The 17,396-nt window shown below is 58.4% G+C and carries 11 protein-coding genes; 6 read left to right on the forward strand and 5 right to left on the reverse strand.

Annotation, left to right across the window (positions count from 1 at the left end; translation table 11 throughout):
- Positions 1-76 precede the first annotated feature (76 nt).
- The 4 genes from Pan181_RS18650 to Pan181_RS18665 form a co-directional block, all read right to left on the reverse strand.
- Positions 77-1,183 (reverse strand): ISKra4 family transposase, encoded by a 1,107-nt coding sequence (locus Pan181_RS18650; RefSeq protein ID WP_231943638.1) that lies wholly within the window; start codon positions 1,181-1,183, stop codon positions 77-79.
- Between the two features lie 37 nt (positions 1,184-1,220).
- Positions 1,221-1,466, reverse strand: coding sequence for a hypothetical protein (locus Pan181_RS18655; protein WP_145246355.1), 246 nt, complete (start codon positions 1,464-1,466; stop codon positions 1,221-1,223).
- A 577-nt stretch (positions 1,467-2,043) separates the two neighbouring features.
- Positions 2,044-5,763, reverse strand: a complete 3,720-nt coding sequence (locus Pan181_RS18660; RefSeq protein WP_145248991.1) for an SdrD B-like domain-containing protein — start codon at positions 5,761-5,763, stop codon at positions 2,044-2,046.
- A 220-nt stretch (positions 5,764-5,983) separates the two neighbouring features.
- Positions 5,984-7,849, reverse strand: a complete 1,866-nt coding sequence (locus tag Pan181_RS18665; RefSeq protein ID WP_145248993.1) for a BBP7 family outer membrane beta-barrel protein — start codon at positions 7,847-7,849, stop codon at positions 5,984-5,986.
- Positions 7,850-8,128: 279 nt separating this feature from the next.
- Between Pan181_RS18665 and Pan181_RS18670 the strand changes: the two genes are divergently transcribed.
- The 6 genes from Pan181_RS18670 to recJ all read left to right on the forward strand — a co-directional run bounded on the left by Pan181_RS18670 (position 8,129) and on the right by recJ (position 16,803).
- Entirely contained in the window at positions 8,129-10,837 is a 2,709-nt protein-coding gene (locus Pan181_RS18670) for a TolC family protein (RefSeq protein ID WP_197528503.1), read from the forward strand.
- A gap of 201 nt (positions 10,838-11,038) precedes the next feature.
- Positions 11,039-12,628: an efflux RND transporter periplasmic adaptor subunit gene (locus tag Pan181_RS18675; RefSeq protein WP_197528504.1), complete on the forward strand. Its 1,590-nt coding sequence runs from the start codon at positions 11,039-11,041 to the stop codon at positions 12,626-12,628.
- Between the two features lie 48 nt (positions 12,629-12,676).
- On the forward strand, positions 12,677-13,390 hold the full coding sequence (locus Pan181_RS18680; RefSeq protein WP_145248999.1) for an ABC transporter ATP-binding protein: 714 nt from the start codon (positions 12,677-12,679) through the stop codon (positions 13,388-13,390).
- Positions 13,387-14,703: an ABC transporter permease gene (locus tag Pan181_RS18685; protein ID WP_231943639.1), complete on the forward strand. Its 1,317-nt coding sequence runs from the start codon at positions 13,387-13,389 to the stop codon at positions 14,701-14,703. The genes Pan181_RS18680 and Pan181_RS18685 overlap by 4 nt, the downstream gene beginning before the upstream one ends.
- Before the next feature lie 84 nt (positions 14,704-14,787).
- Positions 14,788-14,967: a 50S ribosomal protein L33 gene (rpmG, locus tag Pan181_RS18690; protein WP_145249001.1), complete on the forward strand. Its 180-nt coding sequence runs from the start codon at positions 14,788-14,790 to the stop codon at positions 14,965-14,967.
- A 93-nt stretch (positions 14,968-15,060) separates the two neighbouring features.
- Entirely contained in the window at positions 15,061-16,803 is a 1,743-nt protein-coding gene (gene recJ / locus Pan181_RS18695) for a single-stranded-DNA-specific exonuclease RecJ (RefSeq protein WP_145249003.1), read from the forward strand.
- 35 nt (positions 16,804-16,838) lie between these two features.
- Here the strand turns inward: recJ and Pan181_RS18700 are convergent, their stop codons facing one another.
- Positions 16,839-17,393 carry a methyltransferase family protein gene (locus Pan181_RS18700; RefSeq protein ID WP_145249005.1) on the reverse strand — a complete coding sequence of 185 codons (555 nt, stop codon included), beginning with the start codon at positions 17,391-17,393 and terminating at the stop codon, positions 16,839-16,841.
- Positions 17,394-17,396: the final 3 nt, after the last annotated feature.

Here is a 17,396-nt window from a genome sequence, read left to right on the forward strand (position 1 = left end):
GCGACCGGTTCGCAACTCGCCTCCAGCAACCGCACATTCCTTCGCAGTGTAAGCGTCACAATTGTGGGCAGTTTGCTTAAGCTGCGTACTTTTGCCAGTAGTCTTCCCAGCAGCCGCGTTGGCTGAGGTAGAGGGCGCGGAGGTGGCACACGGCGTTTGAGCCGTGCTGGCTCCAGCGCATGCCGCTTTGCTTCAAGCGCCCCGCCACGACGGTTTTGCACGCGCTCTCGACCGGGCCGCTGCCGATCTGCCAGCCGTGGGCCACGTAGCGGGGGTAGTTCATCTTGTGCTGGTGGTTTTGGAAGTATCGCAGGCAGGTCGTATAAGCTTCGCGTTGAGCGGAAGACCAGTTGGTCTTCTCCAGCGACTGCAACATCCACACGATGCTCAAGCCTCCTTGGTGCTTCAGCCGGTGACACCACGATGCCAACTGAGCAGTGCGATGCTCCTCGTCGTCCGGATAGAGCGACTGGCTTAATTCCACCAGGTACTCACTCGCGTGCCAGAAGTCGAGGATCCGCTCCGCACGCGGGAAGTGCACTCGCAAGAACTCTTCTAAACCAGCACCGCCATCCGAGATCGCGATCTGCTGCTCTGCCTCGTCCCACCCAACCGCGGCGGCTTGGCGACGCAGTTGCCGCCCAAGTTCCGGGAGTTCATAAAACCCCGATAAATACCGCACCGAATGCGGGTCGGGCGAGCGAGCATCCTGCTCGCTGTTTATGTTGTAAATCATGCCGACGTACGCCATGCGGCCCTCGGCCTGCGCGCCACGAGGGCCTTGCTGTCGCACGCCTGTGGCGTCGAGACTCACGTACGCGCACGTCTTGCCATGCGCATCGCGTTGCCAGGCGAACGGCTCTGTGTTGCCAAACGTCTCGCCTTCGGCGAGTAACGTTTGGAGACGCTCGCCAGCGTCTTCGGTGACTCGTTCGACGGTCGACTCGCTGACTTTCAGTCCACACAGTTTACGAAGTGTCACTTCGCTCGACTGAGCGAAGCTCGTTTGCACGCCGGCGATGCTCACCACCTGGGCCGCGGCCGGACTAAACTTTCGCTTGCCGAGTCCCAACGTTTTGTCCCGCGGAAACAATCCGTGACGGCACCGGCGGCAGTGGTAGTAGTGACGCCTCACTTGCAGTGGGCCGAGCAGGCTATCGACCCACCGCGAGCGAACGTTCACGCAGCGGGCGTCGCCATTGCAGGTCGGGCAGACGCAGCTAGCTTTCTCGTACCCGTCCCTTTTTTTGTCGCTCGTTGGCGACTGTTTCCAAGGCCTTGGCTCCGAGTGCATGCACTCGGTCGCGGAGGTCGAACTCCGTCTGCCCAAACAGATTCGAGTCGTCCTTGCCAGCGAGCGCCTTCGCGATCCGCCGGCGTTCCTGCTCGAAGCAATCTCCCAGCAGCTCGTAAACTCGCTGCTCCTCTTCGTTTAGCTCGATTGGCTCACGCGGCGAATAGGCCATGATCATCTCCTGGCGTGTGGCAAAATAGGAAGAGTCACCCGGCACAATATATTAGAACCGATTTCATGCCTACTTTCGAGACGCTTACACTCCTTCGCAATTCCCGCGACTTTTCACTGGGAATTGGCCACCACCGGTGTTCTAATGGACAGTCACTGATGGCTGTCGGCCTTCAGCTATCGGCTGTCGGTTTTTAAAACGAAAGGAGGGTGTGCTCGGATGTGATGCTTGCGGTGAGATCGAACAACTAGCGACGCGCAGGCGAATGGTTGCTTGCGCGGGCGTTCGCTGCTGCGCGGTTGTCAAAGCTGTAGGCACTAAGCTGAAAGCGGTAGGCTAGATGTTTCTCACTCCCAAATCCCCCGGCCCCTCGCCCCTGAACCCTGGCCCCTCCCAAAATACTTTCCCATGGGTGGGAATCTATTTTGGGCTCTTTTAGCGGAGGTGTTGCTGCAACTCACTACTATCACACGACTTGCGATAGATTCCCACCACGAAAATAGATTCCCATAGAATCGTATTTCCCAGTTTTGGGAATCTATTCACGATGATCGTCGCGGCCAGACGAAGCGGGCGACTACAGACTCGACGCCAGGAATCGACGTTTGCTCAGCGTCGGTGGCAGTTCGCCGAAGTTGTAAGCGGTAGCTTCGACGCCCGATCCGATGGTGATATTCGAGATATCGTCGTCGGCCACGCTGCCGCCGGCCGAGCCCGCGGTGTCCTGCCCATCGGGATAGAACGCCGGATCGGTTTCGGTTACCTGATACGTGCCAGGCAGCAAGCTACTGAACTGGTAGCGACCATTGCTATCGGTGGTAGTCGTTTGATTGACAGCCGCCGAGGTGAAGTCGATTCCGGTCAGCGTGATCGTCACCCCCGCGATAGGAGCCTCGCCCGGATCGAAGACACCATCGTTATCGGAGTCGACATAGACGTAACCTTCGATCGAAGAGGTCTCGACCGCCACGGTGGACGAGGCCGCCGCGGTGTTGTTCGCCGAGTTCGATTCGGACTCGGTCGCAGTGACCGTCGCGGTGTTGGTGATGGTACCAATGAAGTCGTTATCAATGGTTACCGAGACAATCACCTGCGTGCTCGCTCCTGAAGCAAGCGTGCCGAGGTTGTAAGTGAGCACTCCGCCGACGTTAGTGTCGGGCGATGGAGTCGAGCTACCAGCGTTGAACGTAACGTCGTCCGGCAACGTGTCGGTCAGCACCACGTTGGTTGCAGTCGATGGACCATTGTTGGTGACATCGATGGTGTAGACCACCGTGTCGCCCGGCGCGACGTCGGCATCGGCATCGTCGTCGACCTTGGTTACTTGGAGGTCGATGAGTTCCTCGACGCTGGTGGCCGCGGTGTCGCTGTTGTTCGACGTGTTCGACTCGTTGGCCGCAGCGACACTGGCCGTGTTGGTGAGCGTTCCGGTGGCGTCGTTATCGACCGCCACGATGATGGTCACCGTGGCCGAGGCTCCCGGTGCCAGATCGCCGAGGTCGGCGGTCACAGTACCCGAGCTGTGCGACACGGTACCAGTGCCAGAATCGCTGCTGCCGGAAGTGAAGGTGACATCCGCTGGAAGCGTATCGGTGAAAGCGAGACTGTAAGCGTTCGACGGTCCGTTGTTGGTAACTACCGCTGTGTAGGTGAGAGTGCTGCCAGGCGACACGGCCGCCATGTCGACATCCTTCGTAATCGTGAGGTCAAACCCATAGAAACCAAAGTCAACAGCCAGATTCGTATTCGCATCCGCATCGCCATCGGTGGTCGGCTCGGCATCGCCTACCAGCGTGATCGCCTGGGTAACAACGCCGAACGTCGAGAGGGCGTAGCCATTGTCGTCGTCGTCGACATTATCGTCGGCATCGGGAGCGACTCCGCCCGACTCGTTGCCGGTGGACGAAACCAGACCTTCGAGCGGCTCACCGCTATCGAACAACGATTCAGCGATCCGCAAGATGTAATCGCCGGGGGTAAGGTCCTCGAACAGGTAGTTGCCCAACGAGTCGGTGGTGTCCGTTGCGAGGAGTACGTCCGCTCCGTCGCTGTAAGTAAAGATATCGGTGAAATCGGTTTCGCTGTTGTCGCGAAGGGCTTGGAATACAGCATCCAAGTCGATCGGGGTGTCGTCGGCGGAACCATCGTCGGTGCCGATGGTAATCGTGAGTGTATTGCCAACCAGCGTTGCAGTAGAACCAGAAACCGGCAATGCGTTATTTTCGGCAAACGCAACAGTCAGATTATTGCCGCTGGCTCCGACAAACGCACTTGTTCCGTTGAACACAAACGTGCCAGTTGGAGTCGAACCGAACCCGTTGAATGTAGCAGTCGCATCGGTCTCTGCGGTATCAATTGCAAACGCGGATCCGCCTGTCACACTGCCTGCAATCGCGGCTTGGTTGAGTGTGAGATCCAGATCGGCCGTCGCGGGCGACAAGGTCGAGGCACCGCTATCGCCACCTGCGAGCGTAGGGGCTACGCCGGGAGGCGAGTCGCTGGCTTCGACATACGAGGTACCCAACGCGGTAAAGCCAGCGGCAGAGTTCGTGGCATCGAAACTCGCCGTGAAACCGCTGATACTGCTGATCGCATCGACGATATCTTGAGCAGTGACCGTGCCAGTGATGTTGATATCGATGCTGCTACCACCAACATTAAGTACGGCGGTTACCGTATCAGTGGAGCCTCCCCCTTCGGTGACGTTGATGCTGTAGCCATTGTAGGTTTCGATATTGTCGTCGGTGGTGATATCGATGGCCAAAGTGCCGACCGCCCCGGCCTCGGTTCCACCGGTGATATTCACCACGTTGGCAATCGAAGCGTTGTCGCCTTGCGTCATATCGAGCACAAGGCTTCCAGAGCTGAAGGATGCGTCGGAGATCTCGCTGATGTTTGCGTTGATCACAGCAGCGACCGAATCCAGGTCGCCAACGTAGTCTTGCCCAATCGTCACCGTGTAGCCGCTGGAAGCATCCCCCGTAATGACAATGCTCGACCCTACCCCACTCGCAAAACTGATATCGAAATTCTCGCCACCTGTGGTGGTCGCCGAAAAAGTGGAGGCTACGTCGGTCTGGGTATCCGCTCCCCCACTAAATGTAATGGTCGCTCCGCTGTCTGTAGCAGGATCGTAGTGGCCAGAGACATCGCCGGGCGTGTAGTCGCCGCTGCTATCAGTATCCTCATACAGCGACACAACCACGTCTTCGATGCCGGTTTCGCCGGGGTCGAGGACTCCATCGTTGTCGAAGTCGGCGAATACCTGATCGCCGATGCTCATGCGATTCAGTACCGAGAAGTCGGCCGTCTTGGTGGTGTATCCCATGACGCCCACGACTTCGATGCGGGCGTCGAGTCCGTTGATCGAAGGATCGCGGAAATCGAGTTCGACCTCGATAGCGGTGACATCCGTGAAGTCGATACCGGTGCCGAGCACATTTTCGGTAAACGCGGTGAACGGAATGACAATCTGCTCGTCGGCATCCCCGTCGATCAGGCCATCCTGATCCTGGATGCTCACCGTGGCTTCGGCCGAATTGCCACTGCCGCTGGTCAGGCGAACCGTGACCTCGGCGCCCGGTTTCGAATCGGCACTCACATTCAGCAGCATGCCGAAGTTGTTGCCGCTGTCGGAGAAATCGAGACTCAACCCGTTTTCGTCGACCGCGTCGCCATCTCCATCCGCTCCGTCCCAGGAGACGCGGGCGATGCCTTCGGTACCGCTGCTCGACTCGAGGCTCAGGATGTTGCTTCCACCGAACTGCGAGGTGAGGCTCACGTTACCCACAGTGGTAGCTTCGACATACAGGTCGCGCACTCCGCCATCGGTGGCGTTCGCCCCATCGGCCGACGACGCATCGGTGGTGCCGGTGTCGCTACCGGATCGCGAAGCGGTAATCGTCTGGACGGTGCTGAAGTCGTCGATCGTCAGCCCGGTAGCTCCCATCGCTTCGCTAGCATTGAAGCTGATGGTTTGCAGGTCGCCGCCGGAGAGCACCTGCTGCCCGGAGGTCGGGGTAATCTGAACGAAGTAGGTCCCCTCGGTCAGTCCGGTGAAGGTGTAGTTGCCGCTAGCATCGGTAGTGGTCGAGTCGACCTGGGCGTCGGTTGCCGCACCGTCGAACAGGCCGTTCGCGTTGCCATCGCGATAGAGCGTGACCGGCAAGGCCGCCACGACGACATCGTTGGCCGTATTGCTATCGTTCTGCAGATCGTTAAGCACGGTGCCGCTAATTTGGCCCAAGTCGGAGGCCAGCAGTCGGCGGTCTTCCAAACGCTCGATGTGCAAGTTCATCTTGGCGAACTCTCAGAGGATTTCAAGGATAAGTCGACGGAGCGACAGCGCGCGGGGGACAAGTGCTGGCAGTCTGCTAGCGCGCATGTCGTTCGCGCTGGCAAATTACTGCACGCTTACCTTATCGCCAAATGCGCCCTGGTTAGGCCAATCGAACTCGTCGCAACCTGTGAACTTAGAGCATCGCAGCGAAGAGAAACACCTGCGAATCAGGTGCAGTTTAGAAGCGGTAGTCGAGTCCTACATTCAGTCCATGTGCTAGCAGTGGGCTGTCGTGCCACTCGAATCGTGGGCGGCTGGCACCCTCGACTGGCGGCGTTACCGGAGGCAGAAGATTCGGATTTACATCGAGGTCGATGTGCTCGCCGGGCCGGGCCACGTTGCCCCAGTAAAGCAACGTGTAACCGACAGTCGCCTGCAGACGCGGGGTTATTTTGTAACCCAGCTTGGCTCCGATTTCGGGAATCGCCGAGAAGACATCCCGCTTGTAGGTACCAATGTTGCTTTGCAGTGCTAGCAAGCCACCTTCTTCGGTGTACGAGTTGGTTCCGTCGCTCACGGTGGTTTGCCCAGCCACGTTCACCCGCTGGTGCGTGTTACCGAGAGCCACTTTGCTAAGCAGCGAGAGTGTCCATTTTTGCGATTCCCATTCCCAGATAAAACCAAGGTCGCCGCCATGAAACTCGTTGGACGTATCGAATCGATCGTAAAGATCGAACGTCCCAGGGCTGGCGGTGAGCAAGGAGTTAAGGTTTTCTCGTACGAGAATCCGCTCGTCGAGCGACAGATAACGATAACCGCCGATGAAGTCGATGCGCGACACACACGACGGCGAAACCACCGGCATGCAAGGATTGCAACTGGTGCAGGTGCCACCGATCTCTTTGCAGCAGATTGCTTTCCGCAAACGCAGTCCGGCTCCATTAAATTCGCTGTTGGCATAGACCGAAACGGTTCCTTCCACCACATTGGGGAACGACACCAACTCGGCATCTTCGGCCGCGACCAGCGGATCGCCGACACCATCGATGGGAGCCATGTTAAAGAACGGGCGGGCCAGGATCGGCGAGCCGCCGGAGCCGGTTGCTCCAAAGCCCACCGAGTCGGTCTCGAAGAAGAAGGCATCCCCTTCGAGGGCGATGTCCTGATAGTCGTTGAACCAAGTGCCCAACGTGAACTTCATGCCGTTGCGACTACCGTCGAGAATGTCGCCACCGCCGAACAGCACTTGGGTGCCCGGCTCGCCGAGCACGCCCGCGTCGGCCTGGGCGGTACCATTGGGGCTCGTCGTCACCAGCGGCGGAGCATACATCCCGTCGAACCACCACAGCAACCACTCGGCACTACCGTAGAACTGACCACGTGCGCCGCGACCACAACTGGGGCCAAAGCTGGTTTGGGGCATCAAGTAATAAGGGCCGCAGGTTTGGCAGCCGTCGTAACTGTTTACCATGCCGCCTATCGAGGGACCGATGTACTGCCCTCCATTGCAGTTCGGACAATTGGTGGAAACGGTTCCGTAATCATCGATCACGACCGGAGCAACCTGGGCAGTGCGGAGCGTCGGACTATTTGCTTGCAAAGGCTTCACCGCTTGTTGGTGCTCAGCTTGCTGCACCGGATAAGCGGAGGTTGGCTGCATCGATGGCAGCAATAACTGTGTTGCCAGCAAGGTGTCGCCGGTATCGCTACGCACCGCGACGCGCTCGCCGACGTAAGATTGCAGGTCGATGCCGCCGTTCTGTTCGACATAACGCTGGACGGTTCCGTACTGGTCGGCCAACGCAAACTCAGGCGTACCATCGCTAGTGTTTGGATTGCGAATCAAAATCGCTTGCTGCATCGCCCCCGTGCCCGGATTAGCGGGCGTCGGCATCAGAGTTGGAGCAGGCGCATGGTACGCGGCCGGTTGCACCGACTCGGCGGCCAATTGTTCCAGCGAACGAATCGGTTGTGCATTGCGTTGCGGCGACCATTGCAGTGGCTGGGCCTCGGCTGGCATCAGCGAAACACCACACAGCACGACCGCTGCAGCCATGCAGTTAGCAAGTTGAATTCGAACGTTGAATCGGGGCGACGATTCCATGAAATAGCTCCCAATCCGGTCTCTCGCGAGACCCTCCTACGAAGGCCCGCATGAGCAAAGCAGATAAGCGTGTTGAATGAAAAGTCCGTACGAAAAGTTAGCGAGCAGGCTTGTATCAAAAGCAGGTAGAAGCTGCAACGTCAGACCGCAAAATCGGCACAATCGTTAAAGTCGGCACGGTTCCCAGGACGAACCAACGGATGAAGTCCGTACTTAGAGCTGGAGTGCTAGCACCCGTTATTAATCGTTAGCGAGCTTGGAATACGTATGCTGTCCCGCTTGGCATCCCTGACATTGCTAGTCGTGCTGACTCTCGTTGGCACCGGCTGCAGTTCCACTTTTTACCGTCGTCAAGCCGATCAGGAAGCCAATTGCCTGGTCGACGAGAAGGCGATTCCGGCCGAAGGTGTCCCTGGCGAATACCGTATCGATCTTGACCCTCGCTCTCGCATGTTCGATCCGTTCGATCCCGATTGCGAACCGATGCCGCCGGACGATCCCACGTCGGCCCGGTATCTGGAGTGCGTCGATGGTAAGCGAGGATCCTCCGACTGGCGGAAGCTGCCGAAAACGTCGTTCGTCGACAACCCAACCTGGCAGGACTACCTGCCGCGCGATGAAGCAGGTAAGATCGCGCTCGATCAGAAAGCGGCCATGGAGCTGGCCTTGGTGCATTCCACCGACTACCAGCGACAACTCGAAAACCTCTACCTCTCCGCGCTCGACGTGACCTTCGAGCGATTTCGATTCGACACCCAGTTTTTTGGTGGCTCGCAAATCGTCTACCAAAACGATGGTTCCGCCCGCGGTGGCGAAAGCACCCTGCATGTCGCCCCTTCGAGCGCGGCCGCTGGCCCTAGCATTAGCGGCAATCGTTTCCGTGCAGAAACGCTCACCGCCACCGGCGGCGAGTTTGTCGTTGGTTTTGCTAACTCACTCGTCTGGCAGTTCTCCGGATCGGATAACTACAACGGATCGTCGCTTATCGACTTCAGTCTGGTTCAGCCCTTGCTGCGTGCAGGAGGTCGGACCGTGGTGCTCGAACGTTTGACGATTGCCGAACGAGCCTTGCTGGCGAACGTGCGAATCATGGAACGCTACCGCCGTGGCTTCTACGTCGAGACCATCACCGGGCGAAGCGCGGGCTCTGGACCGTCGCGTCGTGGTGGTGTGTTTGGTGGGGCCGGCCTCGAAGGCTTTAGCGGCGTCGGTTCCGGCGGCTTTGGCTCGGTCGGCGGCGGTGGTGGTGGAGTTACTGGCGGTGCCGGTGCCGCCCAGGCGGGTGGCTTCGTCGGTCTTCTGCAAGATCAGCAGCAACTTCGCAACCAACGAGCCAACGTCGCAGCGTTGCGAGCAAGTGTCGCTCAGCTGGAAGCTACGTTCGAAGCTGGGCGGATCGACCGTTTCCAGGTCGATTTGGCCCGTCAGGCACTATTCAACGCTCAAAGCGTGCTGCTACAGCAAGAAAACGGCTATAAAGCGTCGCTCGAGTCGTTCCAAACCGATCTTGGCCTGCCCCCTGAGTTAGAGGTGGTGATCAACGATCCCTATCTCGATCGCTTCAACTTGCTTGATCCTGAGCTGGAAACTCTGAAGCAAGACATCGCGATTGTGCTCGACACCCTGCGTACCCGACGAGAAGAACGTCGCGAGGCCATCGAGGCGAACCGCCCGGTAGCGGGCAACATCGAGCAGGATGTCGAAGCCGTGGTGGTTGCGTTCGCAGACCTGTCGCAAGCCATCACCACGCGCATTGCCGAGGTCGACGCCGACTTCGTGAAGCTCGACGAAGTGCTCCCTCAGCGTCGTGAGTCGCTGGAACAGTTGATCTCGCGCACCGAAGTCATCCAGGCAGAAATCGATACGTCGCTGCTAAGTGTCTCTCGACTCGATGATTACATTGCCGGTCGACGCGAAGAAATGGAACGCCTGCGAGCCACGCTCACCGAAACGCAGGAGCAAATGACGGGATTTGCTCAGAATCCACCGGGGGATCTGGATGCCCGACTGAATAAGACCATCGAGCTCCTGAGCGTGGCTTCCAGCGAACTGCTTGAACTGTCGCTGCTGCAAGCCAGCGTGCGACTCGAAAGCGTTACGATCGATCCAATTGAGATCCAGCCAGAGCAAGCCTTGGCCATTGCCAGCGCGTATCGGCGCGACTGGAAGAACGCCCGTGCAAGCTTGGTGGACTCCTGGCGACTGCTGAAGTTTAACGCCAACGACCTGGAGAGCGACGTGAGTCTGGTGTTCAACGGCGATATCGGCAACGTAGGTCAGAATCCGTTCAACATCCAGGACGACAACAGTTCGCTACAGGTTGGCCTGTCTGTCGATGCTCCCATCACCCGACTGGCCGAACGCAACGTCTACCGGCAGTCGCTTATCGAATACCAACAAGCCCGTCGGGGATACTATCAGTACCGCGATGGCATTTACCTCGGCCTGCGTAACACCCTCCGCCAACTGCGGTTAGACGAAGTGAACCTGGAACTCCGCCGCGCCGCGGTGCAGCTGGCGATTTCGCAGGTCGATCTGACGCAACTGCGGCTAAGCGAACCTCCGCAACCGGGCGAGACGGCCGAATTTGGCAATACCACCGCTCGCGACTTGGTGCAGTCGCTCTCGGATCTGCTGAACGTCCAGAACGACTTCCTTAGCGTGTGGGTCGACTACTCGGTGCAACAAATGTCGCTTGAGTTCGACCTAGGCATCATGGAAGTCGACTCGCAGGGCATGCGAGTCGATATAGGAGTTCCCTATACGGAATATTTGAATAACTTGCCGGTCTACCCAAGCGATCTGTATCCCGGCATGGGAGGGGCTCCTTCTGACGAAACCCAGGATGCGATGGAAGTACTGCCGACCGCCGCACCGTTGCTGCGGGACGCAGATATCGAGGCCGAGCCGATGCCAGCGGAGCCGATCGAGGTGCCAACGCTGGAAGAAATGCCGATACTCGAGCAGCCCGCCGAGATTGAACCCTAAAAAAACGAGGAATCCGCGGTCTCGTTCCTCCTTTTCGGGGTTACATCCAGTAGGGGAGGCTTGTGCCTGCAAGTCGCCAAATGCCGGTGTACGATGCTTTCGTACCAAGAAGTTCTTCTGGCGACGAGCGGCCAATTGCCTATAATAGAATCCCCTTCCTCATATTCCCTCCTGCAAGGCGGCCCTGCCATGTCTGTTCCAATGCTCCGAACGCCCCGTCATGGACTCGTTCAGGTTCTACTGCTCGCAGTTCTGGCTATTGCCGCGGTGGTAGGTGGCATTTACTGGTACCGCTCTTCTGGCGATAACGGCTCGGCCGATCATTTGGTGCTCCACGATGTGGAACGTAGCGACTTTGTGCTTTCGATCACCGAGCGTGGTGAACTGGAAGCGGCCGGCGTCACCGAGATTCGCTCGGAAGTCAAAACTCAAAACCAGCCTGGTCTGGCCATTCTCCGCGTGGTGCCTGAAGGTACTCACGTGAAAGCGGGCGACTTTCTGCTGGAACTCGACTCATCGGCCCTCGAAGCCGAACAAACCACGCAGCAGAATGCGGTAAATCTGGCGGAAGCCACCGTGGTGGAAACTCGCAACCTGTACGAAACCGCCCTGATTGCTAAGCAGGAATACATTGAGGGTACGTACATCCAAGAGCGTCAGGTGATCGAGAGCGAAGTATTCGTTGCCGAAGAGAACTTGAACCGCGCCCGCGAGTACTACCAGTTCAGCAAGAAACTGGCCGCGAAAGGTCACATTAACGAACTGCAGCTAGAGGCCGACAAGTTTGCCGTTGATAAATCGGTGAAAGAACTCGATGCCGCCAAAACCAAGCTGACTGTTCTCGACAACTACACTAAACCGAAGATGGTGAAGCAGCTGGATAGCGACATCGTCATTACCGAAGCCAAATGGGGTTCGGCAAAGAAGAGCTACGAGCTCGAACTGGCGAAACTGCAGGAAGTGGAAGACCTGATCGCCAAATGCACGATCTACGCCCCGAAAGATGGCGTCGTGATCTACAACAACGATGTCGATCGTCATGGCAACGAAGACTGGATTGTCGAAGAAGGGGCCGAGGTGCGTGAGCGTCAGGTCGTGTTCCGGCTTCCCGATTCTTCCGCCATGCGAGTGGAACTTAAGATCAACGAAGCCTTGGTGCAATACGTCAAACAGGGCATGCCTGCGACGATTGTTCCCATCGGTCTCGACGGCCTCGAACTCCACGGCAGCGTCACCACGGTGAATCGCTACGCGGAACCGGGTGGCTGGATGCGTGCCGACGTGAAAGAGTACAAGGCTTTTGTTTCCATCGACGAAGAAGTGCCGGGCTTGCGTTCGGGCATGACTGCTTCGGTGACCGTGAAATGCGACTACATTCCCGATGTGCTGATGGTGCCGGTTCAGGCAATTCATCCCCACGGTAGTGACTACTACTGCTTGGTCCGCTCTGGAAATAAATGGGAAGCCCGCAAAGTGAAGTGCGGTCCGACCAATAGCGAGTACTTTGTCGTCGAGGACGGCCTGGAAGCAGGTGAAAAAGTTTCGATGAATCCGCGTGAGTACATCGCTGCGGTCGACCTGCCTGATCTCCCCAAGCAAGCTCCCAAAGTAAGAGACGATATGCCAATTCCGCCTGGACCTCCAGGCCCAAGCACCCCGGTCGCCTCGGCCGACGAACCTGGTCCTACGCAGCCCGATTCGGCTCCTCAAGCTACGCCAGCTAACACGACGACGTCGACTAGTACGACCTCGGAGACCGAAACTACCTCGGAGCAAAACACCGCTATCTAGCGGCCTTTTTCGATTCCCCGTCTGACGCCTTCTGCCCTGACCGCCTCGATGCCCACCTCCCGGACTGCTAACGGTACGCTCGCCGCTAGTATTCACGACCTGCACAAGCAATACGTCCTCGGTGGCGAGACCGTGCATGCGCTGCGAGGCGTCTCGTTCGACGTGCCGGAGGGAGATTACGTTTCGATCATGGGCCCATCGGGCTCAGGCAAGAGTACCCTGCTGAACCTGCTGGGATGTCTCGATACGCCGACCAGTGGCAACTTTTTTCTCGGCGACCTCGACGTTGCCAAAATCGACGATGACCAGCGAGCCGAAGTCCGTTCGACATTGATCGGCTTTGTTTTCCAGTCGTTCTACCTTCTGCCAGCCCTCACAGTGGTGGAGAACATCGAAGTTCCACTGCTTTACAGCGGTCGGCTCACCAAGGAGTCGCGCGAGCGGGCAATTAGCCTAGCCGAGCAAGTGGGACTTGGCTCGCGTCTGGAGCATCGCCCTACACAACTTTCCGGTGGTCAGCAACAACGCGTGGCAATCGCCCGCAGCCTGGTAAATGACCCAAGGTTCTTGCTGGCGGACGAACCAACAGGCAACCTCGACTCGAGCACCACGGCTGAGATTCTCGCCTTGCTCGATGCATTGAACCGCGAGGGGCGAACCATTTTAATGGTCACCCACGAACCAGAAGTCGCCGACCACACGAAACGCAAAATTGTGCTTCGCGACGGCCAGGTACAGATTGACGAGAGGTTGCGCGGATGATTGCCTGGCTGCGTGCAATTCGACTCAGCATCAAAGAACTGCTGCTCCACCCATTGCGTTCGTCGCTCACGGTGCTCGGTATTTTCATCGGTGTTGCCAGTGTAATTTGGCTCCTGGCCATCGGCGAAGGAATCGGCCGCAAGGCGGAAGAACAGATCGTCGACCTCGGAGCCCGAAACATCATCCTGCGAACGGTAAAGCCATCGGGCGGGCAGGAAGGGGGCCGGCTGTACGGAATCACTCGCGACGACCTGCAGCGGCTTACCAACACACTGTCGGATGACCTAGATCGCATTGTCCCCGTCCGGGCGATTACGCAAAGCTTTGGGCGCGGTTCCCGCGAACTCGAAGGCCGACTGGTGGGAACTACTGCCGGATACCTGGAAGTGATGCGGATGGAAATGGAGGAGGGGGGGCGGTTTTTCACCCCCAACGACGGTAAAGAGGAACGCAACTACTGCGTGCTCGGGCCCCAGGCTCGTGCTGAACTCATCCCGTTTGGCGACGCAGTTGGCCAGAAAGTCCGCATTGGCGAGGAGTTCTACGAAGTCATCGGGGTGATGAAAAACAAGACTTCGCACAGTTCCGATAACAAGTCGCTGAAGCCCGAGGATGTTTCCAAGGACATCTACATCCCCATCGAAACCTTTTGGCGTCGCATCGGCGACATGATCGTAATCCGCGCTCGTGGGCTCTTCCAGCAAGACATCGTAGAGATAAGTCAGGTTGTGCTGGAGGTGACCAGTCAGGACAAAGTGCTCGACATGGCCCAGGTGGTGGAGACCACCATCGCCAAAGAGCACACGATGCCCGACTACTCCATGACCGTACCGCTGGAACTACTGGAGCAAGCCCGTACTACTCGGCTGCTGTTCATTGTATTCTTGGGGATGATCGCGGCTATTTCGCTGGTAGTCGGTGGTATCGGCATCATGAACATTATGCTGGCCACGGTCACCGAGCGGACCCGCGAAATCGGCATCCGTCGGGCGTTGGGAGCAAAACGTCGCGACATTACCCGGCAGTTTCTAATCGAATCGGTCGTGCTGTCGGCCGTGGGAGGTCTGCTAGGCATCGCGGCTGGTCTTACCTGCCCGCTGCTGGCTGGGCCGCTGCGCAGCTCGCTGCTGTACCTGTTTCCATCGCAGATGTCCGCCTTGCCCGAGGAAATCCGCGACGTCGAACCGCTGCTGGTCGGCTGGTCGATTCCGCTGTCGTTGATCATTGCCGTGGTAGTCGGCGTGGTGTTTGGAGTCTATCCAGCGATGAAAGCGGCCAAATTGGACCCGATCGAAGCCCTCCGACGGGAATAATGCTGGCTGCCCCCTGGATGCCTGGCCAGACGCTTGTTATACTGCCGGGCTAGCGAAATTTAGCTCATTTCGAGGAATCTGGTCATGGCCAAGAAGAGTGGTGGCAAACGTAAAAAGAAGGTTGAAGTTGTATTCCTGGTCTGTGAAGAGACCGGCGATTACAACTACACGGTCCGCCGTAAGGTGGGTGGCGAGAAGCTAAAACTGAAGAAGTTTTGCCCGCGCCTGCAACGCCACACATTGCATAACGAAAAGAAGAAGTAACATTGCGAACCATTGGTTTGCTGTCGCGGCAGGCAATCTATGCGCCGGTCGCACTGGCTTCTGGTTGGTGATGTTTCTCCCATTTCTTCTTCGATGACCAAGCTCTGGCGCATTGCGAACTACGATTCGGCGCTGGTAGAACGTCTCGCGATCGCAGCGAATGTCCCTCCGGTCGTTGCGCAACTGCTGATCGGCCGTGGCATCGATAGCCCCAAAGTGGCCCAGCGGTTCCTCGACGCCAAGCTGACCGATCTTCGCGATCCCGATCAGCTGCCCGGCGTCCCCCATGCGGCCGAGATGATTTTCGCCGCTGCGAAGGCCAAGAAACGCATCGTCATCTACGGCGATTACGACGCCGACGGCATGACAGCCACTGCGATTCTGATGCGGTGCCTGCGGCTGCTCCACGCCAACGTGGAGTTCTATGTTCCTCACCGGCTTGAGCAAGGCTACGGGCTGAACTGCCAGTCGCTCGACGAGTTGCACTCGGCCGGCACCGACATGGTGATCACCGTCGACAACGGCATCGCCAGCCTCAAAGAGGCCGACCACACAAAGCAACTCGGCATCGACCTGGTGGTGACCGACCACCATCAAATGGCTTCGCGACTGCCGGAAGCCGTGGCGATCGTCCACCCTCAACTCCCAGGCTACGATTACCCGTTCCCTGGCCTGTGCGGCGCAGCAGTCGCTTTCAAACTCGCCTGGGCGCTCTGCCAGCTCGCTTCTGGCGAGAAGCGGGTGAAGCCCGCCATGCGTGAGTTTCTGCTACAGGCGACGGGACTGGCTGCGATTGGTACCGTTGCGGATGTGGTTCCGCTGGTCGACGAGAACCGAGTGCTGGTGCTTCACGGGCTCAAGGCTCTGTCGGCGACACCCACTGTCGGTGTCGCTGCCATGGTGCGGGCGAACGAGCTAGATAAGAAACCAGCCCTGGCGAGCGACGACATTGGGTTCACCATCGCCCCCCGCCTGAACGCGGCCGGACGACTGGGACAAGCTGAACTGGCCGTAGAACTACTGACGACCGACGATCCTCAACGGGCTGCCGAGCTGGCCGAGTTCGTCAACGAGTTGAACCTGGAGCGACAATCGCTCGAACGCAGCGTGCTGCTCGCCGCCCGTAAGCAGGCCAAGAACCGCTTTAATCCTCAAGAGGATTCCGCCTTGGTGCTGGCCGATCATGGCTGGCATGCCGGGGTGATCGGCATTGTCGCAGGCAAACTCGTCGAACAATTCCATCGCCCAGTCGTGCTAATCTCGCAGGACAAGCTGGGCATAAAACCAGGAACCGGGTCAGGGCGTAGTGTTCCGGGATTCGACTTGCATCGTGCGTTCAGCGAATGCAGCGAGCAACTGGTGAGCCATGGTGGCCATGCCGCTGCGGCTGGACTGCGGATCGAAGACCGCCATATCGATCGCTTCCGCGACGAGTTCTGTGCGGTTGCCACCGCTGAGATTTCGGCCGAACACCGCACGGCTCAAATCGATATCGATGCCGAAACGGCATTTGCTTCACTCACGCGTCAGACCATCACGCAAATCGAGAGCCTCGCTCCGTTCGGGTGCGGAAATCGTCGCCCCACGCTCTGCGCCCACGAAGTGCGTATGGCAGCCCCCCCGCGTACGATCGGCTCCGGCGGGCGGCACTTATCGCTTGAGCTCGAACAGCACGGCGTCCGCCTGCGTGCGGTTGCGTTCGGCGGTGGCGACTGGCTGGAAGATCTGGAAAAAGCCAGCAGCGGCAACATTGCCATTGCCTTCAACCCGGTACTCAATCACTTTCGCGGGCGGGTGAGTGTCGAAATGCATCTGGTCGACTGGCGCCCCGAGTAACGCTGTTCCGTCTCCCGAAGATCGCGTGCTTCAACCTACCAGATCCAAGGCACCAGACGCCAAGTGCGATGGGTGTACTCTTCGTAACCTGGGAGATTCTGGCTTAAGAAGCGTTCCTCCTTCACCACGCGCGCTAGTAAACCAGCGGCTGATATAACGGCAAAGCCCGCCGCCCACCACGAGGCGGTCAGCAGAGGAACGCCAATGAGTATCAGGAGCGTTCCCAAGTACATGGGATGACGCACGACACGGTAGAACCCCTGCTCGGTGAGCTGATGCGTTTCGGCGAGATCCACGTAAGGGGAAAAGTGGTATCCCAGCTGAAAATGGCAAATCACACGCAACAGCACCCCCGCACTGGCCAGCGCAGCTCCGGTCGCAAATAGCTCGGCTCGCAGGGTTTCTCCGCGATAGTACCACTCGACGATGCCGCAAACGAACATAAGCCGATAAGGCAGATTCACCGCACGAAAGGTCCACTCGGGGGTGCGGCGCCGACGGAGGGCCCCGGTGCGCCACATGGCGGCCAGTTCGGCAAGCCCCTGCACTAACAGCAGAAGTGCAGCAAATATAACCGGCAGCTGCTTCATGAC

This window comes from Aeoliella mucimassa, from assembly GCF_007748035.1.
Lineage (GTDB): Bacteria > Planctomycetota > Planctomycetia > Pirellulales > Lacipirellulaceae > Aeoliella > Aeoliella mucimassa.